This window comes from Acinetobacter faecalis (assembly GCF_034187745.1).
Taxonomy (GTDB): domain Bacteria; phylum Pseudomonadota; class Gammaproteobacteria; order Pseudomonadales; family Moraxellaceae; genus Acinetobacter; species Acinetobacter faecalis.
Window position 1 is genome coordinate 317,045 of sequence record NZ_JAXHPF010000002.1, and the last position, 26,361, is coordinate 343,405.

Here is a 26,361-nt window from a genome sequence, read left to right on the forward strand (position 1 = left end):
TGCTTATAAAGCAAACTATATAAAGACTAAACAAAGACTTCCTCTCCTTTATGAAGCTTTATAAAGCATCATGAAAATGTAATAATGTATAATCTTTTACGGTATTTTTTAGACTTATCTAGCGCAATCTCACACAGAGTAAACTTATGATTTATCAAATAAGTGAATTACAACATTTTGGACAAGGGTGCTCTAAAATTGTTTACCAACATCCTGAAGATGATAATAAAATTATCAAAATTATGAATCCTAAATATGTAGGTGAAGATGGCGGATGGCAAGATCATACATTTAAGCGTAATAGATCAAATGGAGTATTTAAGCAGTTCCAGCGTCAAATATTAGAATACCTAAAATTATGCAAAAATAATTATAAAGATAATAGATTCCATTTTCCTATTGAAACAACCTATGGCTTTGCCATGACATCTAATGGTCTAGGTTTAGTTACCGAAAAAATTATTAGTCCTAATGGAAAAGGCATGACCTTATACGAAATGTGCCTACAAAATTTATTTCATGAAAAACATGCTAAAGCTTTAGCTGAATTTTATGATACTTGCTGTGATTTACATATCGTGTATGGTGAAGTCAATATTAATGGCATCATGTATACTGAATGCAGAAATGATAAGCCTGAATTTGTTTTGGTTGATGGAATTGGTGAAAAACTTTTTATTCCAATAAGAAGCCTATCTAAAACTATTAACACCAAGAATATTCGGAAAATGCAAAAACGTATTGATGCTGAAATTCAAGTTCTGTTAAATGCACACTCATAGTAAAAAATAGCTTATTAATACTTTAAAAGAAGCCCTATAAATTAGGGCTTTTTTAATATCAATCCAAACAGGAATATTGCTTTATAAACTCATTGTTATACCTAATTGAAGCCCTCTTCCTGGTAAAGGAGCAATATATTTCAATGGTGAATTTTGAGGTCTCGCCTCTTCATTCAATAAGTTTGTTCCATTTAAATAAAATTCAACTTCTGCATTTTTTAATGCAATTTTCTTACTAAAAGATAAATCTAATAAATTATAAGCAGGTAATACAACTTCGGTATTTACACTTTTACCTAAGTATTGTGGTTTTGCATAATAGATGTTTGAAAGTCGGATGTGATAATCATCCTTTTCCCACTCTAAACTTGCTCCATAGCGATTAGTTGGCATATTTGTTGGATATTCACCATCATTTGAGGACTGTAATTTTTTTTTATCCTTCACACGATTTTTCACAAAATCACCAAAAGCACTGAGCGTTAAATCCCCCCATTTATCTAACAAAAATTTATAGCTTAAATCAATTTCAAAACCATCAATTTTAACATCTGTTTGTCTCCAATATTTCAAGGGTAAACGATTCCCCATTGCCATCCCCGAATGCATTAAATATACATAATTTGTAAAATCCATTTGATACAAAGAAAGCTGAATTTTTGATTGATCAAATACAAAATCTGTATTTAATTCCATAGCTTTCACTTTTTCTTTTTCTAAATTTTGATTGCCTTCTTCTTGAGTCATAACTGAGTAATGCGGATTACTTGAATATAATTCGTTAATTTCTGGTGCTCGTTCAGACTCGCTATATTTAGCATAAATATGAACATGTTCTCCCCAGTTAAGCCCTGCACCTACATAAAATTGAGTTAAATCAAAATCACGATTTTCTAATTTTTGATTATTTGCGTTACGCGCTAGTACAAATGTTTGATCTTGAATTTGATGTTCGACTTTTTCTTTACGGTAACCTGCATCAAAATAAATAGGATTAAAACTAAGTTTCTCTTGAATGAAAAATGCTTGTCTATTAGTTTTTACATTCGGTAAATAACGAGCATATCCTTTTCCATGAACATCCCTTTGCCCCCAACTTAGCCCCATCTCACCAGATAAAAATTTTAATTCTTTTTGCTTAACGACAAATTCTGCAAAATTTTGTTCAAACTCATATAAATTTGCTTCGCTCGCGCCAATATATTCACCTGATTTATTCACTAAATTAGAAGCTTTAAATTGAATATTATCTAGAAAAGGCAAAGGTTGATTAAACAAACTATCTAATAAAAATGTATTTTGTTCAGTCTTTACACCAACGGGTAAACCATCATCATAGTTTGTTTGAAAAGACTTATTTTCCATAGAAAAACCAGGCACACCATAATGACTCTTTTTATAATCTGCACTAAATCCAATATAACCATTTTCTAGAAAATACGTTGCTCCCAAAGCAATGTTGTCATTAAGTGCGTAACTATTACCTAGTTTTTTATTATAGTTTGGCGTCACATCATTATTAATATTCTCATGTTTAAACCTTTCTGTTCCTTGAACATAATCGGGATTCACAATATTTTGATATACTTTTCCGCCAAAAGTTGATGTTGCATTATCGGTATAATATGAAAAATCGCCATCTGCATAATCAGGATTATCTGTTATAAATTGATCAATATAAGGCTGAGATGCTTTGTTATATGTACTCTTAATTCTTGAATCTTTTTGACATACATCCGCCAAAGAACTATTCACACCACCATTTCTAAAAATTTCACTTTCACAAACATCTGCTTTGCTCTTTCCTGGAATTTTATAAGACTTAATTTCTTGTCTGGAAAATCGAATATTGGTCGCTAAATTTGTTTGATTGCTGAGTTGTAATTTAAGACCTTTCGCATCAAAATTATTCCAACCTTTTTTTAAAACCAAATCTAATTCACGAGATTTTTCTGGAATTTCTTTAGGAATTAAACCGCTATCTACTTCAACACTCCCACCTAAAGATTGATCTCCATAGCGCACACTATTACTCGATTTATTAATTTTAATAGATTCTGTAAAAATTGGATCAAAGGGAATATTTACATTTCCACTAATGGCATTTAACCCTTGAATAGATGTTCCATTTTCAAATACACCAACTCGATTACCTTGCAAACCACGAATCACAGGTGCTCCTGAATTTGGACCAAATGAACTACTTTGCACACCTGAAACATGTTTAATGGCATCGCCTAAAGTATTCGCTTTTTCAATAAACTGCTTTTCAACTTTATGCTCTTTTTTAAATTCTTCTTCCGCACTTAGCTTAATAGGTTTTAAAGAATGAGCCGATTGAATTTCTTCTGCTTCTACTTGTTCTATAAGAATAAAAAGTAGAAATAGCATAGGTACGGTTTTCATATTACTGTCTTATTTATGTTACGTTATAACATACCATTATACAGTTTTATTGAATGATGAATATTCCCAAGTCAGAAGATTCACCATTTTTAAAAGTTGTGATTTTGTATCTTATTGAATAAAAAATTAAATTTCTGATAATTAATATTTTATTCGAAAAACTTAAAAAAAGTCTCTTTATAATCGGATAAACACATAATCATGATTAAAATGATCATTTTTACTTTTTTAATATATTTTTCTATTATTCATTACATACAAGGCAATGTAGAAAGTATCTCAGCTTTTTTGTTCTACATTGCCGACCAGTTTACCCTCTGGATGTAATCTCCCTAAGAAACATCCACTTTATGCCCGTTTCCCCAAGGAACGGGCTTTTTTTATTGCTGTTGCTGCCAACGTCGTTGTTGCAACTTTTCACTTTCAACTTCACGCTTATTACGTGCAGACTCATACAATTTTGTCCCTTTTAATTCAGGTGGCAAATATTCTTGTAGTACAAAATGTTCTGGATAATTGTGCGGATATAAATAATCGACACCGTATCCCTGCTCTTTCATTAACTTTGTTGGAGCATTACGTAAATGAAGTGGCACAGGTAAATTTGCTGTTTTTTCTGCTAAATCCATCGCCTTATTAATGGCTAAGTACGTGCTATTACTTTTAGCACTTGTTGCTAAATACACTGCACATTGTCCAAGAATAATTCGGGATTCTGGCATTCCAATGACTTGAACTGAACGGAAGCATTCACCTGCAAGTAAGAGTGCATTTGGGTTTGAATTACCAATATCTTCAGATGCTGCAATTAGCATACGACGTGCAATAAATACAGGATCTTCGCCGCCTTTCAACATGCGAGCCATCCAATAAAGCGCACCATCTGGATCACTGCCACGAATAGACTTTATAAATGCAGAAACCAAATCATAATGCTGCTCACCTGCTTTGTCATAGCGAGCAATATTCTGCTGTGCAACTTTTACAACCACTGCATTGGTGATGATATTTTCTAAATCAGGTTCAAATGTACTGGCAATTAAGTCTAATAAATTTAAAGCTTTACGAGCATCACCTGCTGCAAATTGAACAAGCGCATCAAATTCTTCAATTTGAATATAACGATCTTTTAAAAATTGATCTTTTTCAATCGCATGATTAATTAAAGTTTGAATCGCATTTTCATTTAAAGCATTTAAGGTATAAACCTGACAACGCGAAAGTAATGCACTATTAACTTCAAATGATGGATTTTCTGTGGTTGCACCAATCAGTGTAATTTTGCCTTTTTCTACGGCATTCAAAAGTGCATCTTGCTGTGTTTTATTAAAGCGATGAATTTCATCAATAAAAACCACTGGCGGCATTAAATCGCCACTATCTGAAATAACTTCTCTTAATTCTTTTACACCCGTATTAAGTGCAGATAAACTCACAAATGGTCGATCTATAGCTTGAGCAAGTAATAAGGCAATTGTCGTTTTTCCAACGCCTGGTGGCCCCCAAAAAATAATCGAGGGTAAATGTCCCTGATCAATCATTTGGCGTAAAGGTGCATCTGAACCAAGCAGGTGGTCTTGTCCAATAATTTCGGATAAGTCTCTAGGACGTAAGCGTTCAGGAAGTGGAATATTGCTATCTGACATCTTGTTATTACTTTGCTAAGCTTTTACTTAGTCTACTATGTTATTCATCTATCTAGGCAACAGTTTTAAGCACAATATTTACGATCAGTTTGATGAAGTATTATTTTTATGAAATATTTAATTAGCGCATGCTTGGCGAACATTCCTGCACGTTACGATGGCAAAGCATATCACTATGAAAAAATCGCTCAACTAATACAAACACAACAAGCCATTACTATATGTCCTGAAATTTCAGGAGGATTAGACACGCCTCGTTTAGCCGCAGAAATTATCGGTGGAACCGCTCAAGATGTTTTAAATCGCACAGCAAAAGTAATCGATTCTCAAGGAAATGATGTAACAGCTGCCTTTCTTGATGGTGCTTTTAAAGCATTAGAAATAGCTCAAAAGCATCAAGTTTCTACAGTCGTTTTAAAAGAAAATAGCCCATCTTGTGGAACAAATTTTATTTATGATGGCTCATTTTCAGGCACAAAAATTGTTGGTTTAGGTATAGCGGCATTTTTACTAAAACAATACGGATTCCATGTCATTTCTGAAGATGATTTCTTAAAATCTTTAGATTAAATAGTTGCATTAAATTAGCGAACCCAACGCACAATATAGTCTTCAATTTCATCTTCATCGATGTCAGCTTCTGAAACACAGCGACCTGCAACCGATTTTCTTGCTTTAATCACGCTTTCTCGTGTACCTGTATTTAAATAGTGCCAAGAAGGTAAACTTTTACCTTCACTCATACGTTGATAGGCACAAGAAGATGGTAACCAAGTAATTTTAGCTAATTTTTCTGGTGTAAGTTGAATGCAATCTGGTACATGCTCAATACGGTTTGAATAGTCTGAACAATGCCCTGTTTTGCAATCTAATAGCTTACAAGCCACTTTGGTATAGGCAACTTCATTAGTTTCTTCATCTTCTAATTTTATTAGACAACATAGTCCACAACCATCACACAAAGCTTCCCATTCAGCAGTATTTAATTCTGCTAATTTATAATTTTTCCAAAATTGTGGGCGTAATAGTTCAGACATAATAATGTGTAATAAAAAAGAAAATGCTATCGCATTATATCAGGCTTAATTGATCAGGAAGAAAGAAGAACCTGTTTCCAAGGAACATTCTTCGCCAGTACAAAAAACAAACAAATACATCACATTTATTGGAATTGTCATCTTTATACTAAATTGCATAATCAAAAAAATCGTAAGGAGAATTCTAATGTTTCGCTGGGCAATTATTTTCGCTGTTATCGCTCTCATCGCCAGTTTATTAGGTTTTGGTGGTGTTGCAGGCTTATCTAAAGATTTTGCTGTAATTCTACTTGTTGTTGCAGTTATTCTTGCAATTGTTGGCTTTCTCTCTCGTGGAAAAGTTTAAAATCCAATCTCATATCTGATAAAAAAGAAGGGCTTATGTCCTTCTTTTTTTTATTTATCATTAATAAATAATAATTTCTCACATTTGTTTCTATTTCATTTAATGCTTTTCAAAACATCTGCAATATTTTTATGCTTTAATCAGGTTAATCATAATGAATGCTTTAAGGATTGTGCATGGCTTCTGTAATTAAAACACGTGAAATTCAATATACGGCAAAAGATGGTTCTACCTTAATTGGCTACTTTGCTGCGCCTGAGTCAACTACGCCTGTTGCTGCTGTAATTGTGGCTCCAGAATGGTGGGGGCGCAATGAATATACAGAACAACGCGCACGTGAATTGGCAGAAAATGGTTATGCAGCCTTAGCAATTGATATGTATGGTCAAAAGAAAGTGACTTCAGAAGCATCTCAAGCAAATGAATGGATGACTGAAACATTTCAAGACTCAACCACAATTGTGACACGTGCATCGGCAGCTTTAGAAACTTTAGCTGCACAAGATGAAGTAGATAGCTCAAGACTTGGCGCTATTGGCTTTTGCTACGGCGGTAAAGTTATTCTAGATTTAGCACGTTCAGGTGCACCATTAAAAGCTGTTGCAACTTTCCATGCAAATTTATCAGCTCAAACACCTGCTGAAGAAGGCAAAATTCAAGCTGAAATTTTAGTTTTACATGGTGAATTAGACAGCATGGTTTCTTTAGATGATGTTGCTGCTTTCCGTGAAGAAATGCATGCAGCAAAAGTAAATCATGAAGTTATTATTTTTGAAGATGCAAAACATGGCTTTTCAAACCCACTTGCCGACGAAAAAGCCAAAGCCAATGGTGTAGATCTTGGCTACAATGCTGAAGCAGAAAAGCAAAGCCTCGAAGCAATGTATGAATTACTTGCTCACCAGTTAAAAGCTTAATGCTTGAAACTACCTTTTATTTTTATAAATAGGTAGGTAATAAAAATACAAAGAGGATGAACAAATGACTGAAAATAACTGCATATATTGCAACTTTGATGAGTATGACATCATTGCGAAAAATGATTTCGGTGTAATTTTACCCGAGACAAATGCACTATCTAAAGGACATTGTGTAATTGTTCCTCTACGTCATGTGAGTTCTTTTTTTGATGTTACAGATAAAGAGCGCAAAAATCTGATGACATTATTAGAACTTGCACGAAATGAATTACAAATTCGACATCAACCTACAGGTTTCCATGTAGGCTTTAATGATGGTGAAGTCTTTGGCTCAACTTCAGCGCATTTACATATTCATATTATTCCACGCTACGAAGGACAAGCTTTACAACTTGACGCGCGTTGGGGAATGAAAGGCTAACTTTAAGATTTTTATTAAAATAAATGGTGCTTAGGCACCATTTTTTTATTTCTAAAATCATTCTTTTAATAGCGATGCTTCTATTTAATTTTCAGGCTAATTAGACAATTCCGCTATACTACAACCATAGTTGATGTTGCCCTTACTTTATGTCTGAATTTTCTTTTTCTAATGCCCTTTTAACTTGGTTCGATGAACATGGTCGTCATGATTTACCATGGCAAATTGCCGATGATCCTTACAAAGTTTGGATATCTGAAATTATGTTGCAACAGACTCAAGTTAAAACTGTTCTGCAATATTTTGACCATTTTATTGAGCGCTTTCCAACGGTTGAAGATTTAGGACATGCATCTTGGGATGATGTTGCGCCCTATTGGGCAGGTTTGGGTTATTACGCACGCGCAAGAAATTTGCATAAAGCCGCAGGAATTGTCGCTCAAAAGGGAGCTTTCCCTCAAAACTTAGAAGAATGGATTGAACTTCCAGGCATTGGACGCTCTACGGGTGGCGCATTAATGTCACTTGGTTTACGTCAATATGGCGTCATTATGGATGGCAATGTTAAGCGGGTTTTATCACGCTTTTTAGCAATTGAAGATGATTTATCTAAACCCGTTCATGAGCGTGCAATGTGGCAAATTGCGGAAGATTTATGCCCCACAGAACGGAACCACGATTACACTCAAGCCATTATGGATTTAGGTGCAACTGTGTGTACGCCCAAAAAGCCATTGTGTTTATACTGCCCAATGCAGCAACACTGCAAAGCACATCAACAAGGTTTAGAAACAGAATTACCTTTTAAAAAACAGAAAAAAGCAGTGCCCGTAAAATCTGCTCAAGTATTACTCATTCAATGTAATGATCAATGGTTATGGCAACAGCGTCCTAACTCAGGTTTATGGGGTGGGTTATGGTGCTTACCAATTATTGAAAATGAAATAGATTTTTTAGAAAAAACGCAAAGTTTGGGCTTAAAAAAAGTCATTAAAAAAGCCCAAATATCTCATAGCTTCACCCACTTTACTTGGCTGTTAGAGGCTGTTTGTTTTGAGGTAGATGCTGATTTGAAAGAACATTTAGCAATTGAACTTGATGGCAATTGGTATTCATCACAAATTGCTACACAAATGGGTATTCCAACTGCCATGAAAAAATTGATCTCTGCCGTAAATTTATGACATAGTCCGGTGATTATTAAAACCGCTATATAAATAAAAGACAGGAATTTATCGTGCCCCGCTTTAGCTCTATTTTAAGTTTAATTTTTACTTTTATTTTTCTTGCTGCATGTAGTACAGCACCTAAAAAGCCAAGCCAACCACTCAACCCTGCTACAGTTCAAAAACTCAAAAAAATGAGTTTGCCTAACCAACTTCCTGTTCCTGTTCAGGGTATAAAACGTAATAATTTAACAGATACATGGGGCGCATCTCGAAGCAGTGGTAGAATACACGAAGGCGTCGATATTATGGCTCCACGTGGAACGAAAGTTTTTAGCACAACAGAAGGTTTAATTGCCGATTTACGTAATAATAACTTGGGCGGAAAAGTCATTTGGGTTTTAGGACCAAGTGGAAGTTGGCATTACTACGCACATTTAGATGGTCACAAACGTGGTTTACGCGTAGGTGATTACATCAAAAAAGGTGATTTAATTGGTTATGTCGGCAATACTGGTAATGCTCGTAGAACTGCTCCACATTTACATTATGGAATTTATTTAGGTGGCAAAGGTCGTGGTGCTGTTAACCCCTATCCATATTTACGTTAATTTTCTTTAGGAATTATTCATGTCAGAAGCGTTGATCAACCGTTTGGTAGAGTTTGCTGAATCAGGCAATCAACAAAAAATTGTGGTGGCAGGAAAAAGCCGTCAGGGTTGGGTCATGGAAATTACAGAAGAAGCATTATTAATAAGCACTGGTTTTTCAGACAAAGTTGGCAAAGATGATTGGATTTCTTTTGAAGAAATTCAACAAGCTGAACTTTTCTATTGGGACAACAAAGCTGACCAATGGGCTGAATTTAAACTTTAATTTAAGCCTTAAATAATTACAAAAATAATGGAGCATATCCATGACGTCTTTAACAGTAAAACACTGTGGTTGGTGCTCCAACGACCCTCTTTATGTTGCTTACCATGATCATGAATGGGGACGCCCTATTTATGATGAACAGCAACTTTTCGAAATACTGTGTTTAGAAGGTCAACAAGCGGGTTTATCTTGGATTACAGTCCTTAAAAAACGCGAATGTTACCGTGAACATTTCTTTCATCACTCCATTGCTAACATTGCAAATTTAAGTGATGAAGACTTAGAACTTAAAGTTCAAGATGCAGGTCTTATCCGCCACATTGGAAAACTAAAAGCTATTCGTGACAATGCAATTGCATGGCAAAATTTAAAAAATAATGGCGAAGATGTATCTGCTTGGTTATGGAGCTTCGTTCAGAACAAAACCATTGTGAATGATGTGCCAAATTATAAAAATGCACCTGCACAAACCAAACTCAGTGTTTTAATGTCGAAACAGCTTAAGAAAAAAGGCTTTAAATTTGTAGGACCTACAACCTGTTATTCTTTTATGCAAGCTGTAGGTATGATCAACGATCATGAAGATGATTGTTCATTTAAATATAAGTGATTTTCTAATAAATTTATAAATTACGTTTTACCCACTGCACCAATACATCAATCGCTTGTTTAATTTCATCTGATAATTCATGTCCTGCATTTAAGCGAATGCAGTTTGAATATCGCGAATCTTCACCAAATACAATTCCAGGCACAATATTAATTTTCTGTGTCTGTGCAAAATAGTACATATCTAAACTATTTATAGTTTCAGGAAGCTGTAGCCAAATAGAATAACCACCTTCTGGCTGACTAATACGCACATCTACACTATGAAATGCTTGTTGAATATAGTGTCTATATTGAGCAACTTGCTGAAATAGTTTTGGTCTTAATTGGTTTAAGTGCGTTCTATAAGCACGACAATGAATTAAATCTGCCAGACCTAATTGTAATGGTGTATTTACCACAACATTTCTATTAATAAATTGCGCTCTAAATGACGTTAGTTTTGCTGTAATACAAAACCACCCGACCCTATATGCTGAAGATAATGACTTAGACACAGAACCACAATAAATTACATAACCTGCTTTATCCCAATTTCGAATGGGCAAAGGCTTATTTTGGTCGAATCCACATTCGGCATAAATATCATCTTCAATAATAAAGCATTGATATTTTTCAGCTAATTCTGCAATTTTTTGCTTATCTTCATTCGTTAAACAAAAACCTAAAGGGTTTTGAAAGTTCGCTGTTAATAAGCAAGCTTTAGCACCCGAATGCTTCATTTCATACTCTAAACGCTCTAAATTAAAGCCATTATGATGTGCCGGAATTTCTACAATTTTTCGTTTTAAACTCGCTAATAATTGAAGCTGTCCATTAAAATTTGGCGTAGGAACAATAATGCTATCGCCTTCTTCTGTGAGCGTTTGCAAAACTACCGACAAAGCGGGCATGCACCCATTGGTAATAAAAATATCATCTTTAAAAATGAAAAGACCATCCTCCGCCCAATGTGAAACCAACGCTTCTCTTAAAATAGAATGCCCTTGTCTATCGCTATATAAAAAATCTTCAGGTTTACTATGTTTTAACGCACGCTGAATTGAACGACGCAATAAATCTATTGGAATAAGCTTTGGAGAAAGTTGAATCGCACCTAGATGGATAGATTGATCTTGGATTGATGTCTCTTGAATTTCAATCTGTAAATCTAAGTTTGAAACATCTCTTGCATGAGATTCAAAATCATCATGATATGGCTGTTCTACTTGTAATTTTGGAGCTTTAATAAAATAGCCAGACTTGGCTTTTACGAAAACTAATCCACGCGCTTCCAATAATTCATAACAACTTTTTGCCGTATTTAAACTAATTTTTTGCTGATCTGCAAAATCTCTTAATGATGGTAACCTTTGACCATCTTCTAATTCGCCTAAATATATTTTCTGTGCGACTTGCTGTGCAAGGGTTTGATATTGAAATGCCAAAATCTGTACCTATTTTTTAGATTATTTTGTATCTGTATCCACATTATCACCTACTTTATCCTTAAGTTATCGTTTGATAAGGATAAATTCATGAAAAAGATCGCTTGTTTAAGCTTGTTTGTTTTTTTAACGGCATGCCAACCAACTCCAGTAAAGAGCAATCAAGATGAGTTATTTATTTGTAAATCACTGATTAATGGCTACTTAAATACATTACAGCTTAAACAATTTGTATTTTCTTCTCATGCTTTAGTGGGTAAACAGGCTATTTATTCTTATAAGCAACCTACGGTTTCAGGAATGGTACTTGGAATAATTCAATCACCTGAGCTTCAATTTGGCTGTGAAAAAAATCTTAATACATATCAATTAAAGTTGATAAATCCTGATAAAACTCAAGTAAATATCCTTCAATTTACAGATTCACCAAAACCCTTATGATTTATTCACTTCAGTTTTAACAAACTTTGGGCTTTTCTAATAAGACTTATATTTATTGTATAAAAAATGTTTTACATATTCAGACTGTTATAGAATATTCTATGCGATAAGAATATATTGATAACAAAGATGCACGAGATTCAAACGCCCGTGTTTTATCCAAAAGTCTGCTAATATAGCTGCAACTTTTAACTATAAAATGAATTTGAGATAACTTATGAGTAAAGCCTTACCCATCGCTGTAGCTGTAATTTTAGGCGGTGCTGCACTTGTTCCTGTTTACTATGCAACTCAAACTCCAGCTACGCAAACTGCAAAATCATCTGCGAATGCATCGGGTATTGAAAAAATTAGTTATGCCTTAGGTTTTGAAGTTGCGCATCAAACTCCACCAGAGTTAGATATTGATAGCTTTGTAACAGGTATTCGTGATGCACATGCGCGTAAGCAACCTGCATATACAGAAGAAGAATTACAAAAAGCATTTGAGCAATATCAACAAGAAATGCAAGAGAAACAAATTGCAGACACTCAGAAAGTTCAAAGTACAAATGACTCATTCTTAACAGAGAATGCGAAAAAAGCTGGCGTAAAAACTACAGCTTCAGGCTTACAGTACAAAATTACTCAAGAAGGTACTGGTAAATCACCTACTGGCGGTCAAACCGTTAAAGTTCACTACACAGGTAAACTTGTAGATGGCAAAGTATTTGATAGCTCTGTAGAACGTGGCGAGCCAATTGAATTCCCGCTTAACCAAGTTATTCCAGGTTGGACTGAAGGTCTACAATTAATGAAGGAAGGTGGTAAAGCAACGCTTTATATTCCTTCTAACTTAGGCTACGGCGCACAAGGCGTTCCGGGTACAATTCCAGCAAATAGCACACTTATTTTTGATGTAGAGCTTATTGAAGTTAAATAAAATTACGAGATAAGGAGAGCAATGCTCTCCTTATTTTTTTAAGGAAATATAATGAAAATTCAAATGACGTTATTGTGTTTAGTACTATGCAGTACAGGTCTTTTTGCAAAAACAGTAAACAATAAAAGTAGCTATGAAGATAAAGTTGGCTACAGCTTTGGTTACATTATGGGCCGTGGTAATGCAGATGCACTTAAAGATATGGATTTAGATGCTTTCTTAGATGGTTTAAAAACAGCATCAAAAGGACAATCATCTGCATTATCAGATGAAGAAATGTCTAAAGTGTTAACTCAGTTCAAAAAAAATGCCGAAGCAAAACAGCTTATTGCACATAAAAATCTTGCTGAAGAAAATGAAAAAATCGGTTCTGCATTTCTTGCTGAAAATGCTAAAAAATCAAATATTAAAGTCACTAAATCTGGCTTACAGTATGAAGTGATTAAGCAAGGTTCTGGTAAAACACCAAAAGCATCTTCAAAAGTAAAAGTGCATTATGAAGGTCGCTTATTAGATAACACTGTGTTTGATAGCTCTATTGCCCGTCAACAACCTGCTGAATTTATGGTGAGTCAGGTTATTTCTGGTTGGACAGAAGGTCTGCAACTCATGAAAGAAGGCTCAATTTATCGATTTTACATTCCTGCTAATTTAGCTTATGGTCAAATTGGATCAGGTGATGCAATAGAACCAAACAGCACTTTAATTTTTGATGTTGAGCTTTTAGAAGTTTCTCCAAAATAAAGTACATATAAACATATAAAAAAGACCGCAAATGCGGTCTTTTTTATTCATCAAATTTTATGGTTTTAAATGACGTGGTCTAAAACCAGTTGCAATTAATACAACGCCATAAGCGACAGCACCAACAATACAAAGACCTAGAAGCTCTACAATGCGAGTCCACTGTGAAGCATCGCCACTATATAAAGTTAAGCCGTACCATAACGCTGCAACCATAGCAGCATTAGCAATAGCAAACTGAACCAATAGCTTTTTCCAGTGTGCGCCAAATCTGAAAATATCACGCTTATGTAAATAGAAATACAACATACCTGCGTTCACTAAAGCAGAACCTGAAGATGCTAAAGCAAGTGCCATATGTTCTGCATTCCAATCTATCAACTTAAACAATCCAATAAATACCACGTTTAAAATAGCATTTGCAGCAACTGCCATTAAACCTACACGTACTGGTGTTTTAGTATCTTGACGTGCATAAAAACCAGGTGCAAAGACTTTAATTAACATAAAGGAAATTACCCCTGCACTCATACATTGAAGTGCAAGTGCTGTCATATAGGTGTCTTCTGCTGTAAATGCGCCACGCTCGAACAGTGTATGAATAATAGGTGTAGAAAGCATAAATAGCGCAATACTTGCAGGAACGCCCACCAATATAATGACTTTAGCAGCCCAATCCATCATGCCACGGAATTTGCTTTGATCTTGCTCTGCAATACGCTCAGATAATGATGGTAAAATAACAGTACCAATGGCAACACCAATTAAGCCTAAAGGTAGTTCTGTCATACGTTCTGCACTGTATAACCAAGATACAGAACCATCTTGCATATAAGATGCCCAAATTGTATTGAGCAATAAATTGATTTGCGTAACTGAAACACCAAATAACGCAGGCAACATCAATTTCATGATGCGATCTACACCTTCGTGTTTGAAGTCAATTTTTGGTGGAATCAGTAATTTTTTACGCCACAATTCAGGAATTTGAATAGCTAATTGGAAAAACCCTGCAGCAACAACAGACCAACCCAACGCCATGATGGGCGTGTCCATATATGGCGTTAACCATAATGCACCTGCAATCATGGCAGCATTTAACAATACAGGGGCAAATGCAGGTGTTGTAAATGATCCATAACTGTTCAAAATACTGCTGGCAAAAGCAGTTAATGACATGAACAATAAATATGGAATTGTCAGACGAAACATATCCGAAGCCAAAGCAAATTTGGCAGGATCATCATGAAAACCAGGTGCGTAAACATAAATAATGACGGGTGCCGCAATCATCGCAAACAATGTCAATAAAGACATAACTGTTGCTAAACAACCAAATACACGACTAATAAGAATTTGAACTTCTGCATGTGTACGGCTTGTTTTGTATTCTGTAAGCACAGGAATAAAAGCCTGTGAAAACGCCCCTTCTGCAAATAATCGCCTAAAGAAGTTTGGAATACGAAATGCCACGACAAAAGTATCGAAGTCCTTGCCTGCACCAAATACATTGAGCAAAACAATATCTCGTACTAAACCTAGTACACGAGATAACATTGTCATTGCACTTACAATTACGGTCGATCGCCAAAGCGCCATCGGAACCACCTAGTCTAAAATCAAGTCGCTATTGTAATAAAACTCTTTGTGAAGTTTCATTGTTTAATCATTCTACAATTTAACAATTTATAGGTTTTTTAGTTGCTTTAGTTGCTTTCTAAATTTTACCCAGTCAAAAAATAGCCCTGGATCTGTTTTTCGACCCGGTGCAATGTCGGAATGTCCTGCAATATGTTGTTTAATTTTTGGATATGCTTTTTGTAGCGTTGCAACCACATTTACTAAAGTTTGGTATTGTTCTTCTTCAAAAGGCAAATCATCGCTACCTTCTAATTCAATTCCAATCGAATAATCATTACATTCTTTTAAAGCCAAATAACTTGAGCGTCCTGCATGCCAAGCTCGATCTTTAAAGTTTACAAATTGAATGATTTCTCCAGATCTTAAAATTAAAAGATGTGCAGAAACTTGCATGCCTTCAATGGTCTGAAAGTATGGATGAGCTGACCAGTCTAATTTATTTTGAAAAAAATCTTTGATATAACCGCCACCAAATTGTGATGGTGGCAAACTAATATTATGAATAACAACCAACTGAATATCTGCACCTTCAGGACGCTGATTAAAATTTGGCGAAGGAATATGTTGAGCGCCTTTAAGCTCTCCATCAACGACCTGAAAAGACGATGCCTGTTGCATAAATCAGTCCTGAATTTTTCTAAATTAAATTTGGCTAGTCATCCATCCTAAAACTTTCACTTCAAAATCTCAAACTTAGTGATGTAAGCACGTTAATAAATGCGTTTTTTTATTGAACAATGCTAATATAGCGCACAATTTTTATAGGTTCTCACTATACGGATATTGCCAATGAGCATCTCACCAGCTTTATTAGAACAGTCAATTCAAATCAATATTCAGCAAGCTTTGCAAGAAGATATTGGTGATGGCGACATTACCGCTTTGCTTACCCCTGAAGATGAACAAGCGACTGCAACAATTATTAGCCGTGAAAACATGGTACTTGCAGGTCAGCCTTGGGTGAATGCACTTATTCAAGCTTATGATGCAAATGTGCAAGTGACTTGGCTTAAAAATGATGGTGATATTGTTGCTGCCAATGAAGCCTTTTTAAAGCTTTCAGGTTCTGCTCGTAGTTTATTAACCGTAGAGCGCCCTGCTCTCAATTTCGTGCAAACACTTTCTGCTGTAGCTACAAAAACTGCTGAATACGTTAAACATTTAGATGGTCTAAATACTAAATTATTAGACACTCGCAAAACACTTCCTGGTCTACGTATTGCACAAAAATATGCAGTTGCTGTAGGTGGTGGACAAAACCATCGTTTAGGTTTATTTGATGCATTCTTAATTAAAGAAAATCACATTATGGCAGCAGGTGGTATTGCCCAAGCTATTGCAAAAGCGCATGTGATTGCACCAAATAAGCCTGTAGAAGTTGAAGTTGAAACTTGGGATGAACTGAACCAAGCACTCGAAGCAGGCGCAGATATTGTCATGCTTGATAATTTCAGCCAACAGCAAATGATTGATGCAGTAAAGCACGTTGCAGGTCGTTGTAAACTTGAAGCTTCAGGTAACATTACTATCGATAATTTACGTGAAGTTGCAACCACTGGCGTGGACTATATTTCAATGGGTGTTTTAACCAAAGATGTTAAAGCAATTGATTTATCTATGCGTTTTAATGCTTAAAACTGAATCTTAAATTCAGATTTATCTATTGCAGAGCTGATCATTCTAAAGAGGTTACTCTGCAAACTGCTTTTAATTAAAAATTAAAATATTGCGATTTAATCATTTTTTCGTGGCGCACAAGCACACATTAAAAATGTACCTATCATTAAACCTATAATAAGAACTGTCATGTTTTTCTCCTTTTTCAAGTGATTGCACGAAGTCTTTATATGTTAAAAATTAATTATGTTGAAAAAACCAATTGATGTTATAACTTTGTCTACAAATGATGATCTATGTCATTTTTTCTATTTATTTATGTAAGTTTCAATGATGTAAGCTTCAATAAAAAAGCGCCATTTTCACGGCGCTTTTTCAATACAACAATTTTAGCTTTAAAAACTTACCAACCTAAAGCTTCTTGTTGTTTTTTCACTAACTCTTGAATGCCTTTTTCAGCCATTTCTAACATTGCATTCGATTGAGCACGTGTAAATGGTTTATCTTCCGCAGTACCTTGAATTTCAATAAATTCACCTGCTTGAGTCATTACAACGTTCAAATCTGTTTGGCAGCTAGAATCTTCTTCATAGCAAAGATCAAGAAGAACTTCATCTTTATAAATACCAACAGAAACTGCAGCAACTAAACCTTTTAATGGATCTTGCTTAATTTTTTTCTTTTCAAGTAATACATTCATTGCATCAATAAGCGCAACTGCCGCGCCTGTAATAGATGCTGTACGTGTACCGCCATCTGCTTGAATAACATCACAGTCAATTGTAATTGTATTTTCGCCAAGCTTTTTAAGATCGACCATTGCACGCAAGCTACGACCAATTAAGCGTTGGATTTCTTGAGTACGACCACTTTGCTTACCACGAGCAGCTTCACGGTCACTACGTGTATGCGTAGAACGTGGCAACATACCGTATTCAGCAGTTACCCAACCTTGTCCCTGACCTTTTAAGAAGCGTGGAACTGAATGATCAATACTTGCTGTACAAAGGACTTTTGTATGACCGAATTCAACCAATACAGAACCTTCCGCATAACGCGTGTAGTTACGAGTAATTTTAACGTCACGCAATTGATCTAAAGTACGTTGGTCAATACGCATAATTTGTCCTTATTTATAACTCAAATATATTGCGGCTAAGTATAGCAGAAGCCAATACAAAGGTTTTGTTACAGTCTTTAATCCATTTTAATTTAAAGATATGACCATTCTAATAATCTGAAATAATTAAAAAATAAGGTTCATATTTCACTGATATTTTTTGCTAAACTAAGTTGACAAAAATTGTAGGGATACATTTGGCATGCCAATTCGTGATGAACGTAAGCGACAAAGCCGCCAAGCAATTATAGATGCTGCATTACGCCTTAGCACTTCTGGACGCTCATTTAACAGCATTAGTTTAAGAGAAATTAGCCGTGAAATTGGCTTAGTTCCTACGGCATTTTATCGTCATTTCAAAGATATGGATGCTTTAGGATTAGAACTTGTCGACCAAATTTCTTTAAACCTGAAAAGTACATTGCATCAAATCGGGCAAAGTTATGTCTATCAACCCGAAGCTAAAATTGATAAAAGCTTAGAATTTTTTTTTCAGACCATTCATCAACATACAGAAGATTGGGTTTTTATAATTACCGAACGTTGGGGTGCATCCCAAGTTATTCGTAAAGCAATTGCCCGAGAAATTGAATATCTTGTAGAAGATTTAGCAATAGATTTACAACGTTTAGCCAGTACCAAACATATTCAAAAATTAGATGATTTAAAAAATCTAGCTCATCTTGTAGTGAACTTGGCTTTTAATTGGGTAATGGCTTGGATTGAACTTTCTAGACAATTTGAAGAACCTGTATTAGCTCAACAACAACAGCTTTTGCAAATGCAATCGCTCACTCAAATGCGCCTACTCTTTCATGGTATTTTAAATTGGGAAAGTAATTAAAATCTGTGAGTTAAAAATTTTAATTCTAAAAAAAACCGCTCATATTGAGCGGTTTTTAATTTATCAATTATTTTGCTTTGCGTTCTTTTTCAATTAAATAATTAACAACTTGAGGAACTTTTCCATCATCACCCTGAACAACATATTTCCCGTTCACAACAACAGCAGGAACACCTGTTAACTGGTACTGTCTAGCAAGTTGGTTTGATTGAGCAATTTTTGCAGAAATCGGGAATGAGTTAAACATGCTATTAAATTTAGCTTCAGGTACGCCATATTTCACAAAAAACTTAGCTTGTGATTTTTGGTCAAAAATTTGCTGACCACCTTCATGAATTGCCTTAAACAATGGTAAATGTGTTTTTCTACGAATTTGTAAAGCTTCTGACACATAATATCCACGAGCACCTTGTTCCCAAGTCGGGTTCATAGCAGCAGGTGTACGCACAAAATGAACGCCTTTAGGCATTTTTTTAATCCAAGCCTGCATATGTGGTTCTAAACTATGACAATGTCCACAGCCATACCAAAAAAATTCACGAACTTCGATTTTACCCGGAACTTCTACTTTTCCAGGGTTAGCAAGAACGGTGTAATCTTGACCAGCAACAAAGTTTGCTGCCATTGCACCACTTGAAATTGCTAACATCGCCGTAGCGAGGCTACCTAAAAGAATTTTTTTCATTGCGTTTATTTGCCTCAAAAATATTATGATTAGCTTATTGAAATACTATAAATCAATTTAGCCTTTTTCGTTTTCATTCTGTGAACTTTTTTAAGGCTTTTATCGCTTTTTTTTTAATAATCGCTACACTAAGAAGATACTAAGTTTTTCGAATTATAACGACTTGATTGAGGTGAACCCGATGTCGCAACTAAATGTTGATCCACAAGAAATTGCCAAATTTGAAGCATTCGCAGCCATTTGGTGGGATCAGCATTCTGAATTCCGCCCATTACACATGATTAATCCATTACGTTTAAACTGGATTGATGAACATTCAGGCGGTCTTGCAGGGAAAAAAGTACTCGATGTTGGATGCGGTGGCGGTATTTTGGCAGAAAGCATGGCACGTCGTGGTGCAAATGTTTTAGGCATCGATATGGGTGCTGCGCCTTTAAATGTAGCGCGACTTCACGCAGAACAAGAAGGCGTTAAAAATATTGAATATCGCCAAATTCCTGTTGAACAACTGGCAGATGAACAAGCAGGACAATACGACGTTGTCACTTGCATGGAAATGCTTGAACATGTTCCAGACCCTGCATCTATTATTCTTGCTTGCCAAAAACTTGTAAAACCAGGTGGTCACGTGTTTTTCTCGACCATCAACCGCAACCCTAAAGCCTACTTATTTGCCATTATTGGCGCAGAATACGTACTTCGTATGTTGGCAAAAGGCACACACGACTACAGCAAATTCATTAAGCCCTCAGAGTTAGCACACGACATTCGCGCTGCCAATTTAAAACTGAAAGATATGACAGGTTTACATTATAACCCAATCACAAAACGCTATTGGTTAGCACCAAATGTCGATGTGAACTACATGGTTTATACGCAAAAAGAAGAAGCATAATGAAAGCGGTATTATTTGATTTAGATGGTACTTTAATTGATACCGCAGCTGATTTTATTCGCATTATTCAAGATATGTGCCGTGAAGAAGGTAAAGCGATTGTTCCTGCCGATTTAATTCGTACGCAAGTGTCTGAGGGCGCGCGTGCAATGGTGAAATTGGTCTATCCTGAATTAGAAGTGACAGATCCTATTTTTTTTGCACACCGTCAACGCTTTTTAGACCTATATGGTGCAGATATTGCAGTAGATACAGACCTTTTCCAAGGCATGTACCCACTCTTAGAAGAGCTTGAAAGTCACCATATTCCGTGGGGTATTGTGACCAATAAACCACGTTGGTTAAGTGAAGAACTTCTTAAAGCACTTAATTTAACTGCACGTTGTTCTGTTTTGGTTTGTCCTGAAGATGTGACCAATACCAAGCCCGATCCTGAGCCAATGTATCTTGCAGCAAAACAAATCAACATAAATGCCGAAGACTGTATTTATGTGGGCGATCATCCAAGAGATATTGATGCAGGTCGTAACGCCAATATGTACACCATTTTGGCAGCATATGGTTATTTACCAATCGAACACAAAGATGACTTAACAGCATGGCATGCAGATTGTATAGTGAACAATGTGGATGAATTACATCAAGTCATTCTTAAAATGGTGATTAAGCCAAAATAAAAAATTAAATTCATAATGATATAAAACGAGGAGGTTCGACTATGAAATATTCAGAATATAAGCCTCGCCCCGACTTATTAAAAGATCGCATTATTTTAGTCACAGGCGCAGGTGATGGAATTGGTCGTGCAGCAGCACTTAGCTATGCCCTACACGGTGCAACTGTTGTTTTACATGGTCGAACCTTAAATAAACTTGAAGTCATTTATGATGAAATTGAAAGCTTAGGTGCTCCACAACCTGCCATTTTACCTCTACAACTTTCTAGCGCGTCGCCACGTGATTACGAGCTTTTAGTCGACACGCTAGACAAGCAATTTGGTCGTTTAGATGGTATTTTGCATAACGCAGGTATTTTAGGTGAACGTACAGAACTAGAAAATTATCCTGTCGATGTTTGGGATGACGTTATGGCTGTAAATTTACGTGCACCTTTTGTACTCACTCAAGAACTCCTTCCTCTTTTAAAAAAATCTGAAAGCGCATCTGTTGTCTTTGCAAGTTCAGGTGTAGGGCGAGAAACTCGTGAACGTTGGGGTGCTTATTCTGTTTCAAAAATTGCAATTGAAGCCGTGAGCGAACTATTTGCTAAAGAAAATACCCATCCAAATTTACGTTTTAACTGTATAAACCCTGGTGCGACACGCACCGCAATGCGCGCAAAAGCATTTCCAGATGAAGATCCGAAAACACTCGCAACACCAGAAATGATTATGCCTGCATACTTATATTTAATGGGTGATGACAGTCTTGCATTGAATGGTCAAAGTATTGATGCCCAAGACTAATGTCTTTAAATATGCAACATAATACTTAGGGGGCTTATGCCCCCTTTTTTATCATCAAAATAAGCACTCATTTTAAAATTGAATAATATTTATACAGCTATTTTTTCTAGCATTGTTTTTAGCGCTAATTTACTCATACTAAACACATATCACTTAAACATTCTGAGATTTCACATGTCTGACTTTAGCAATATTGGCGTTACTCACCTTGAAGATGGAATGGTATCTTTACTTGTAGATGGCAAACCTATTTCTGAAAAATACGGCATGAAATTTGAAGCAACCATCATAAGTGAACTTCAAGCCCTAGAAAATGGTAAAAATATAAAGCTGTTCGATCAGTTCGTATTTTCACATACAGATTTAAACTTTGAACATTCTTATCATTACGTGACTAGTATTTTAAAAGAAGATGATAAATACAGTGTTATCACCAACTTCGTATACAAAATTGTTGCGCCAGAACAAGCACCGTTTGAGCATGTAATTACCAAACAAGGCGAGCCTTTAAGCCCTGAAGATGTTAAAGAATTCATTAATGCGCATGTTCAAAAATCTTTAACAGACTACACAGATATGAAATACGCATACTAACAAAGTTGAATAAATTTAATATTTAAAAAGGCAGCTCGAACTGCCTTTTTTATGCGAACAAAAAATATAAATCGGTTTTCCATATCATCGCAATAATATTATTCGGTTTTTATGATTAAACTCCATTCCTTATAATACCTTGCAAGCAAAACAGCAGATAAGGAGCTATCAATGACCGATTTAAAACATAAAGTTGAAATGATTCGCTCAATTGAAAATCTACAACTTTCTACAGATTTAATTACAGCATTAGATGATGTTCACCAAGCTAAAGATGTTGTTGAAGCTGTAAATTCATTACAAAATTTAGTCGAACATTGGAATTAATCTTGCCTCAAAAATAGTCCTATTTAGGGCTATTTTCATTATAAAAAATAAGCTCAACGTCTATTTTCTTATTTGTTCTTATATGTAATTCAAATTTTATAATTTTCCTAAAATACAGCATAATACCTTAATATATTTATGGCTTTAAAATAAAAAGTTATTCTTTCTTCACAGTTTCTCTGCAATTTTTCAGTAGAGTAATCTCATAGTGAAAATAATATTAAGAGGGTTAAACATGAAAAAGATATTGTCTGTACTCGCAATTTCTTTAAATGCTTTGATGGCAAGCAGTCTCACTGCTGCTGCACCTCATCATGATGATGATCGAGGCTTTGATAAGCCTCGCCATGAACAAAGTAGAAAACATCGTGAATACCGTGAAGAAAATAGTGACGAACGCTTTGAAAAACGTCGTATGCGCGAAGAAAGAGGCGTACAACGTTTACAGCAATTAAAATGGCAAGAAGGTTATGTCATGCCTCAGCATTACCGAGGAAACAGCTATAAAGTAGATTCAAAAGATTCAAGCCTTCCAAAAGCTTCACGAAATGAACAATGGTACAAAGTGAACAATAACTATATTTTAGTAAACACAGACAGCAATACCATTATTCGTATCGCTAATTAATTTTAATTACCTATATCGCCCAACTTTTGTTTGGGCTTTTTTATGCCTGTATTTTTAAAATACTTAATTTCTTCATTTATTTCACAATTCCACTATATTCCTCTCATTATTTATCGCTAGTTATTCGCTAATTTAAAGTTATCGGAAAACATTCAAATAGAATAGTGGTAAAACAAATGAAAAAAGTGTTAACAACAATTGCCCTCTCGTTAAGTGCTCTTATTGCAACATCTGCTATGGCTGCACCGCACCACGATGCTCGTTTTAACCATCCATCGCATGCGCCTGCACATTGGAACTCAAATGACAAACATCCTAGTAAGCAACATTGGAATAATGATAAGCGCTATAACTCTTATAAAGTAAATCCAAGTCGTGATTGGCGTGTAGGTCAACCATTACCACGTCAATATGATTCTTCACGTTATAAAGTAGATTACCGCGAAGCAAAACATCTAAAAAAACCAAGCCGTAATCAAGCTTGGTATAAAGTGAATGGCGATTATGTATTGGTAAATACTAAAACTGATAAAATTTTACGAATTAGTTAATAAAAGCATATTACCAAGTTATAGAAGCCTGATTTATATCAGGCTTTTTAGTACCCCAAATAAAATAATTGTTCAATGAATGGTCAATTTATTTAAAAAATGTCGAAATATTAAAATAATAAATAAATCACAAAATACTTAAAAAATATTAAATTATTTACATTTTTCTAATATTCCTCCATTTCAGCAGTGCATAAAATAACCATATAAAATAGAGGACAATAAATATGAAGAAATTTTTTACAATATCCACTTTATCTTTAACGGCTTTAATTACAGCTCAATATTCACTTGCAAAAAAGTTTATTTATGATGATCAGACGGGTCTTTATAGCGAAATAAGAGATAATCAAAATTATAATAACAGTGGGCAATACTACAGCCCCCCTGTTTACGGTCAACCGCAACAACAAAACGGTCGCTATTACTATGATACCAACCGTGATCAAAGAATTGACACAACGATGCCAAGACCATCTTGGGATTGGAAAAAAGGCGATAAAATTCCAGAGCCACTCAGAACAGACCGTTTTAAAGTTAAAAGTAATGATTCTCCACGTATTTACAACGTGGGGCCATCTGAACAATGGTACAAAATTAATAGTGACTACGTTTTAGTCGATCATCGCTATAAAATTTTAGACATTGTCCGCTAATTTACTGCTGAAAAGTCTCAATATTTTCTAACCATCGAAGATTTATCTCCGATGGTTTTTTTAATTGTGCTTATATATTTTAATTTATATAAAAATCGAAGATACTCTAATTATTCAAATCAATTGAGATGGGCATGACAGTAAATATATCTGAAACTTCACATAGTATGACGTTGCAATATGTGCACTGGTTTCGGCATTCTGCACCCTATATTAATGCCCATCGTAATAAAACCTTTGTCATTATGTTTGATGGTGAAGCTGTTCAACATGAAAACTTTCAGCATATTATTCACGATATTGCCCTATTACACTCGTTAGGTATTCGCCTTGTACTTGTTCACGGTGCACGTCCACAAATTTCTCAAAATTTAAAAATTAATCATATAGAAACGCCATTTCATAACAATAAACGTATTACTACGCGTGAATCTTTAAATGCAATTATGAATGCAGTTGGTTCAATTCGCTTGCAAATTGAAGCTCTACTTTCAATGGGATTAGCCAATTCCCCTATGTACGGCGCACGCATAGACGTTGTTTCAGGTAATTTTGTTACCGCAAAACCTTACGGTATTCGAGATGGCGTGGACTACCAACTTACAGGTGAAGTTCGTACTTTAGATACTGCGGCTATCCATCGGCATTTAGATAATCAAAATATTGTGGTACTTGGACCAACAGGCTATTCGACAACTGGCGAAGTTTTTAATTTATTAGCTGAAGAAGTCGCAACAAAAACCGCTGTTAGCTTAAAAGCTGATAAATTGATTTTTTTAGGTAAACATCATGGTTTATCTAATGAAAATGGGCAGTTATTACGTGAAGTTTTACCGCATCAAATTGATCAATTTATTCAACAATACCAAGATGAAAGCCCAAATCGTGCATTACATTTAAAAGGTGCAAAACTTGCATCGCTAAATGGTGTTCACCGTGTTCATCTACTTTCTTATAGCTATGATGGTGCACTTATTGAAGAGCTTTTCACTCGTGATGGTTCTGGCACTATGATTACAGATGCGCATTATGAAGAAGTGCGTATGGCAAATATTCAAGATGTCGGTGGTTTAATTAATTTATTGCGCCCACTCGAAGAAGAAGGAATTTTGGTTTACCGTTCACGTGAACTCTTAGAAAATGAAATTGAACAGTTTGCTGTCATTGAACGTGATGGAACTATTTTAGCTTGTGCAGCTTTATATCCTATTCCAACAGCAGAAAATGAAATTAAATCTGCTGAAATTGCTTGTGTAGCTGTTCATCCAAGTTATAGAAAATCGAATCGTGGTAGTCAAATTCTTCATTATTTAGAAGCAAAAGCAAAATCGATGGGCATTGAGCAACTGTTTATTTTAACAACTCGAACAGCACATTGGTTTTTAGAGCAAGGCTTTGAAAATGCAAATGTTGATGATTTACCAAATGCTCGGCAAGCACTTTATAACTATCAACGAAATTCAATTGTTTGTAAAAAGTCACTTTAAAGTGACTTTTTTATTGTTCGATATATCTATATTTCTCATATCTAAATGACTTAAACAGCGTACAAATATAAGTTTTCAAATGAATAGCTGAATCTATAAATTTAGAAA

Annotated in this window: 31 protein-coding genes; 23 read left to right on the forward strand and 8 right to left on the reverse strand. The window is 35.2% G+C overall.

What is annotated here, in order from left to right; all coding sequences use genetic code 11:
- Positions 1 to 146 precede the first annotated feature (146 nt).
- Positions 147 to 782, forward strand: coding sequence for a YrbL family protein (locus SKM54_RS03400; protein WP_321089034.1), 636 nt, complete (start codon positions 147 to 149; stop codon positions 780 to 782).
- A gap of 81 nt (positions 783 to 863) precedes the next feature.
- On the opposite strand, the gene SKM54_RS03405 is transcribed toward SKM54_RS03400, so the two are convergent.
- Complete coding sequence (locus SKM54_RS03405; protein ID WP_321094065.1) at positions 864 to 3,188, reverse strand: TonB-dependent receptor; 2,325 nt, start codon at positions 3,186 to 3,188, stop codon at positions 864 to 866.
- A gap of 380 nt (positions 3,189 to 3,568) precedes the next feature.
- Complete coding sequence (locus SKM54_RS03410; RefSeq protein WP_321088347.1) at positions 3,569 to 4,834, reverse strand: replication-associated recombination protein A; 1,266 nt, start codon at positions 4,832 to 4,834, stop codon at positions 3,569 to 3,571.
- A gap of 108 nt (positions 4,835 to 4,942) precedes the next feature.
- On the opposite strand from SKM54_RS03410, the gene SKM54_RS03415 reads away from it, so the two are divergent.
- Positions 4,943 to 5,404 carry a DUF523 domain-containing protein gene (locus tag SKM54_RS03415; protein ID WP_321094067.1) on the forward strand — a complete coding sequence of 154 codons (462 nt, stop codon included), beginning with the start codon at positions 4,943 to 4,945 and terminating at the stop codon, positions 5,402 to 5,404.
- Positions 5,405 to 5,418: 14 nt separating this feature from the next.
- Here SKM54_RS03415 and SKM54_RS03420 read toward each other — a convergent pair whose 3' ends face one another.
- A complete protein-coding gene (locus SKM54_RS03420; protein WP_311918025.1) occupies positions 5,419 to 5,871 on the reverse strand; it encodes a YcgN family cysteine cluster protein in 453 nt (150 codons plus the stop codon).
- A gap of 187 nt (positions 5,872 to 6,058) precedes the next feature.
- Between SKM54_RS03420 and SKM54_RS03425 the strand changes: the two genes are divergently transcribed.
- The 7 genes from SKM54_RS03425 (at position 6,059) to SKM54_RS03455 (ending at position 10,210) form a co-directional block, all read left to right on the forward strand.
- Complete coding sequence (locus tag SKM54_RS03425; RefSeq protein ID WP_004656956.1) at positions 6,059 to 6,217, forward strand: DUF1328 domain-containing protein; 159 nt, start codon at positions 6,059 to 6,061, stop codon at positions 6,215 to 6,217.
- Positions 6,218 to 6,393: 176 nt separating this feature from the next.
- Positions 6,394 to 7,134: a dienelactone hydrolase family protein gene (locus SKM54_RS03430; protein WP_321088349.1), complete on the forward strand. Its 741-nt coding sequence runs from the start codon at positions 6,394 to 6,396 to the stop codon at positions 7,132 to 7,134.
- Between the two features lie 64 nt (positions 7,135 to 7,198).
- Positions 7,199 to 7,558 carry an HIT family protein gene (locus SKM54_RS03435; protein WP_321088350.1) on the forward strand — a complete coding sequence of 120 codons (360 nt, stop codon included), beginning with the start codon at positions 7,199 to 7,201 and terminating at the stop codon, positions 7,556 to 7,558.
- A gap of 149 nt (positions 7,559 to 7,707) precedes the next feature.
- Complete coding sequence (gene mutY / locus SKM54_RS03440) at positions 7,708 to 8,742, forward strand: A/G-specific adenine glycosylase (RefSeq protein WP_321094070.1); 1,035 nt, start codon at positions 7,708 to 7,710, stop codon at positions 8,740 to 8,742.
- A 53-nt stretch (positions 8,743 to 8,795) separates the two neighbouring features.
- On the forward strand, positions 8,796 to 9,335 hold the full coding sequence (locus tag SKM54_RS03445) for a M23 family metallopeptidase (protein ID WP_321089040.1): 540 nt from the start codon (positions 8,796 to 8,798) through the stop codon (positions 9,333 to 9,335).
- Positions 9,336 to 9,354: 19 nt separating this feature from the next.
- Positions 9,355 to 9,600 (forward strand): hypothetical protein, encoded by a 246-nt coding sequence (locus SKM54_RS03450; RefSeq protein WP_248102466.1) that lies wholly within the window; start codon positions 9,355 to 9,357, stop codon positions 9,598 to 9,600.
- Positions 9,601 to 9,640: 40 nt separating this feature from the next.
- On the forward strand, positions 9,641 to 10,210 hold the full coding sequence (locus tag SKM54_RS03455) for a DNA-3-methyladenine glycosylase I (RefSeq protein ID WP_321094072.1): 570 nt from the start codon (positions 9,641 to 9,643) through the stop codon (positions 10,208 to 10,210).
- 13 nt (positions 10,211 to 10,223) lie between these two features.
- Here SKM54_RS03455 and SKM54_RS03460 read toward each other — a convergent pair whose 3' ends face one another.
- Positions 10,224 to 11,636 (reverse strand): aminotransferase-like domain-containing protein, encoded by a 1,413-nt coding sequence (locus SKM54_RS03460; RefSeq protein WP_321094074.1) that lies wholly within the window; start codon positions 11,634 to 11,636, stop codon positions 10,224 to 10,226.
- A 90-nt stretch (positions 11,637 to 11,726) separates the two neighbouring features.
- Here SKM54_RS03460 and SKM54_RS03465 point away from each other — a divergent pair, with 90 nt between their 5' ends.
- The 3 genes from SKM54_RS03465 to SKM54_RS03475 all read left to right on the forward strand — a co-directional run bounded on the left by SKM54_RS03465 (position 11,727) and on the right by SKM54_RS03475 (position 13,743).
- Positions 11,727 to 12,077 carry a hypothetical protein gene (locus SKM54_RS03465; protein WP_321094077.1) on the forward strand — a complete coding sequence of 117 codons (351 nt, stop codon included), beginning with the start codon at positions 11,727 to 11,729 and terminating at the stop codon, positions 12,075 to 12,077.
- Positions 12,078 to 12,294: 217 nt separating this feature from the next.
- Positions 12,295 to 12,999, forward strand: a complete 705-nt coding sequence (locus tag SKM54_RS03470) for an FKBP-type peptidyl-prolyl cis-trans isomerase (RefSeq protein WP_154773118.1) — start codon at positions 12,295 to 12,297, stop codon at positions 12,997 to 12,999.
- 51 nt (positions 13,000 to 13,050) lie between these two features.
- Positions 13,051 to 13,743, forward strand: a complete 693-nt coding sequence (locus SKM54_RS03475; protein WP_321094079.1) for an FKBP-type peptidyl-prolyl cis-trans isomerase — start codon at positions 13,051 to 13,053, stop codon at positions 13,741 to 13,743.
- 57 nt (positions 13,744 to 13,800) lie between these two features.
- Here SKM54_RS03475 and murJ read toward each other — a convergent pair whose 3' ends face one another.
- Positions 13,801 to 15,342: a murein biosynthesis integral membrane protein MurJ gene (gene murJ, locus SKM54_RS03480; RefSeq protein WP_154773116.1), complete on the reverse strand. Its 1,542-nt coding sequence runs from the start codon at positions 15,340 to 15,342 to the stop codon at positions 13,801 to 13,803.
- Between the two features lie 87 nt (positions 15,343 to 15,429).
- Positions 15,430 to 16,002, reverse strand: coding sequence for a 1,6-anhydro-N-acetylmuramyl-L-alanine amidase AmpD (ampD, locus tag SKM54_RS03485; RefSeq protein WP_321094081.1), 573 nt, complete (start codon positions 16,000 to 16,002; stop codon positions 15,430 to 15,432).
- A 171-nt stretch (positions 16,003 to 16,173) separates the two neighbouring features.
- Here ampD and nadC point away from each other — a divergent pair, with 171 nt between their 5' ends.
- Positions 16,174 to 17,019: a carboxylating nicotinate-nucleotide diphosphorylase gene (nadC, locus tag SKM54_RS03490; protein WP_321088360.1), complete on the forward strand. Its 846-nt coding sequence runs from the start codon at positions 16,174 to 16,176 to the stop codon at positions 17,017 to 17,019.
- 385 nt (positions 17,020 to 17,404) lie between these two features.
- On the opposite strand, the gene rph is transcribed toward nadC, so the two are convergent.
- The gene (gene rph / locus SKM54_RS03495; protein ID WP_321088361.1) at positions 17,405 to 18,121 is read right to left on the reverse strand and encodes a ribonuclease PH; all 717 of its coding nucleotides are present in this window, start codon (positions 18,119 to 18,121) and stop codon (positions 17,405 to 17,407) included.
- 202 nt (positions 18,122 to 18,323) lie between these two features.
- Between rph and SKM54_RS03500 the strand changes: the two genes are divergently transcribed.
- Entirely contained in the window at positions 18,324 to 18,965 is a 642-nt protein-coding gene (locus SKM54_RS03500; RefSeq protein WP_321094084.1) for a TetR family transcriptional regulator, read from the forward strand.
- 67 nt (positions 18,966 to 19,032) lie between these two features.
- On the opposite strand, the gene SKM54_RS03505 is transcribed toward SKM54_RS03500, so the two are convergent.
- The gene (locus SKM54_RS03505; protein WP_154773111.1) at positions 19,033 to 19,650 is read right to left on the reverse strand and encodes a thiol:disulfide interchange protein DsbA/DsbL; all 618 of its coding nucleotides are present in this window, start codon (positions 19,648 to 19,650) and stop codon (positions 19,033 to 19,035) included.
- A 181-nt stretch (positions 19,651 to 19,831) separates the two neighbouring features.
- Here SKM54_RS03505 and ubiG point away from each other — a divergent pair, with 181 nt between their 5' ends.
- From ubiG to argA, 9 genes are all read left to right on the forward strand, one after another.
- A complete protein-coding gene (gene ubiG / locus SKM54_RS03510; RefSeq protein ID WP_321094086.1) occupies positions 19,832 to 20,545 on the forward strand; it encodes a bifunctional 2-polyprenyl-6-hydroxyphenol methylase/3-demethylubiquinol 3-O-methyltransferase UbiG in 714 nt (237 codons plus the stop codon).
- A complete protein-coding gene (locus SKM54_RS03515; RefSeq protein ID WP_321094131.1) occupies positions 20,542 to 21,222 on the forward strand; it encodes an HAD family hydrolase in 681 nt (226 codons plus the stop codon). Before ubiG ends, SKM54_RS03515 begins: the two co-directional genes overlap by 4 nt.
- Before the next feature lie 41 nt (positions 21,223 to 21,263).
- Positions 21,264 to 22,010 carry a YciK family oxidoreductase gene (locus tag SKM54_RS03520; RefSeq protein ID WP_321089050.1) on the forward strand — a complete coding sequence of 249 codons (747 nt, stop codon included), beginning with the start codon at positions 21,264 to 21,266 and terminating at the stop codon, positions 22,008 to 22,010.
- A gap of 174 nt (positions 22,011 to 22,184) precedes the next feature.
- On the forward strand, positions 22,185 to 22,604 hold the full coding sequence (locus tag SKM54_RS03525; protein ID WP_321088365.1) for a hypothetical protein: 420 nt from the start codon (positions 22,185 to 22,187) through the stop codon (positions 22,602 to 22,604).
- A 171-nt stretch (positions 22,605 to 22,775) separates the two neighbouring features.
- A complete protein-coding gene (locus SKM54_RS03530; RefSeq protein ID WP_171501304.1) occupies positions 22,776 to 22,931 on the forward strand; it encodes a hypothetical protein in 156 nt (51 codons plus the stop codon).
- Positions 22,932 to 23,166: 235 nt separating this feature from the next.
- The gene (locus tag SKM54_RS03535; RefSeq protein ID WP_321088366.1) at positions 23,167 to 23,559 is read left to right on the forward strand and encodes an RcnB family protein; all 393 of its coding nucleotides are present in this window, start codon (positions 23,167 to 23,169) and stop codon (positions 23,557 to 23,559) included.
- Between the two features lie 176 nt (positions 23,560 to 23,735).
- Positions 23,736 to 24,110 (forward strand): RcnB family protein, encoded by a 375-nt coding sequence (locus tag SKM54_RS03540; protein WP_154773105.1) that lies wholly within the window; start codon positions 23,736 to 23,738, stop codon positions 24,108 to 24,110.
- Positions 24,111 to 24,337: 227 nt separating this feature from the next.
- Positions 24,338 to 24,766, forward strand: coding sequence for a hypothetical protein (locus SKM54_RS03545; protein WP_321094087.1), 429 nt, complete (start codon positions 24,338 to 24,340; stop codon positions 24,764 to 24,766).
- Positions 24,767 to 24,900: 134 nt separating this feature from the next.
- Positions 24,901 to 26,253 (forward strand): amino-acid N-acetyltransferase, encoded by a 1,353-nt coding sequence (gene argA / locus SKM54_RS03550; protein WP_321088368.1) that lies wholly within the window; start codon positions 24,901 to 24,903, stop codon positions 26,251 to 26,253.
- The last annotated feature ends 108 nt before the right edge of the window (positions 26,254 to 26,361 follow it).